This is a genomic window from Thiohalospira halophila DSM 15071 (genome assembly GCF_900112605.1).
In the GTDB taxonomy this organism is placed as follows: domain Bacteria; phylum Pseudomonadota; class Gammaproteobacteria; order Thiohalospirales; family Thiohalospiraceae; genus Thiohalospira; species Thiohalospira halophila.
Genome location: NZ_FOMJ01000023.1, coordinates 1 through 1,387, shown reverse-complemented (window position 1 = coordinate 1,387; position 1,387 = coordinate 1). Strand labels below are relative to the sequence as shown.

The window sequence follows — 1,387 nt, the reverse complement described above, 5'->3', positions numbered from 1 at the left end:
GGACCTCTCAGCCGGACCCATGAACCCGATGGAGAGGCCTCCGGTCTTTACTTCTCAGCGCCCCTCCGTGGTCCAGCGATCGGGGTCCACCCCAAAATCCACCTATCTTCAAGAACCACTTGAATTCAATTTATCCTTCGGCGGTTTAGATGCGGGGCGCTCATTTATCAAAACAGCGCTCGCATTGCTCTCAACAACTGGTGTAAGAGTGAGAGACTGTGAGCATGCTGTGCAGTTTCTAAAAGAAGAAGAAGCTGAACCGTGTTTTGGCTATTACTATGAAAAAGACTTGGTGGATGGCCGGCCCGCCGGAACTCCAATTCACTGTGTCCATGTTAATGGCGATCCAGATAGCAACCTGATACGCGGGTATCTCGAGTACTTCGGTGTGATGCGAGTTGTTATGTGTCTATCGAGTAAATATTCAGGGGATGCATTCTCGACAACGTATTCAATTGATCCCACGACAGGCACGGAGTTGGATCTATCGGTTAACCTTGATTTGACGTTGGCGGACATACGGGAAGCATACGACTATGAGAAATGGGATTCCAATGCAGTTCAGCAGGCCCTGGGTTCAGTTATAGGTCCGACCTTGGAAATGCAGCATAAAAAAGAAAGAGAGAGAGTTATAGATGAGGCGGTTCGGTATGCCTTTTCCAACTGCGGTGCGGAAGAGGGAGAAGCGATAACCGAAGAGCAACACAATCGTTTTATGGGGTTTCTATGGGAAAAACTAGAGCCATGGGTTTTAAGCCAGGTCATTAGCACAAGGAAGCATGATTAGGGATAAAAATGCTTCTCATCGGACAAGCCGGTGAGTGCGATTTTAGGACTGGGAGTAGGTGGGCAATGGCTATAGTGGGATCTAGGTTAAAGTTAACTGACATCCCTGATCTTGCGACAAGAATCCTCGCACTGCTCTTTGCCATTAGCTTATTGTTTGGCCGCATCGTTGATGTCTCTCGTAATCTATGGGTTTTATCTGGGCTCTCGTTCGGGTTGGCTGGCATACTTCTAACTCTGATCCCGCAGACATACTATTGGTGCGTTGATGTTCTGAAGAGGCGGTTCAAAGTCGGCTCGCCGCAGATTGAGAAAATCGATTCATCCGTGAAGTCTCTCGCTCCGATAGGTCTGGCGAGTGCGTCACTACTGGTGTTCCTAGATGCGTTGGGGCATCCGCTTGCCATTGCTGCCACCATTACGGTTTTATTGCACACTTTCCTTCTATTATTGCTGTCATCGGTTACGCTGGAGAGTCCCGAGCCACTGATTGACGCAGTGTTAGTTGTCATGTCCCCGACGATTGCATTGACCGCCGGCGCCGGGCACTGTTCACCAGTCGCGCCGTGATGCGGGACTTCCTGGACCAGCTACGGAGACG

At 50.0% G+C, this 1,387-nt stretch carries 1 protein-coding gene and 1 pseudogene; both read left to right on the top strand.

Translation table 11 applies throughout. The annotated features are described in order from the left end of the window. Positions 1-787, top strand: a pseudogene (locus tag BM272_RS13415) (hypothetical protein); the annotation flags it as partial. 65 nt (positions 788-852) lie between these two features. Next, positions 853-1,356 carry a hypothetical protein gene (locus BM272_RS13825; protein WP_159433108.1) on the top strand — a complete coding sequence of 168 codons (504 nt, stop codon included), beginning with the start codon at positions 853-855 and terminating at the stop codon, positions 1,354-1,356. Positions 1,357-1,387 lie beyond the last annotated feature (31 nt).

Bases quoted from the DNA above. Each gene is read 5' to 3' on its own strand.
- BM272_RS13825 (WP_159433108.1), top strand. From the start codon at position 853: ATGGCTATAGTGGGATCTAGGTTAAAGTTAACTGACATCCCTGATCTT.